Below are 233 nucleotides of genomic sequence, written 5' to 3' on the forward strand. Positions count from 1 at the left end.
ATATCGCCGCAAGTGAAGAAAGAAAATGTAGGGAATATAGTGTCACCGCAAGTGAAAAAAGAAAATGTAGGGAATATAGTGTCACCACAAGTGAAGAAAGAAAACGTAGGGAATATAGTATCACCAAATGTATCGAAAGAAAATGTAGTTATTCCACAAGTCATACCGCCAAATATTCAAATGCCAAATATAATGCCAATTATGGATAACAACCAACCACCAAATATGATGCC

At 35.6% G+C, this 233-nt stretch carries 1 pseudogene; it reads left to right on the forward strand.

Annotated features, from left to right (window positions below):
* Positions 1 to 233: pseudogene (locus tag CN409_RS31280) on the forward strand (hypothetical protein); the annotation flags it as partial.

Origin of the sequence: Bacillus sp. AFS012607 (assembly GCF_002558005.1) — a bacterium.
Lineage (GTDB): Bacteria > Bacillota > Bacilli > Bacillales > Bacillaceae_G > Bacillus_A > Bacillus_A thuringiensis_S.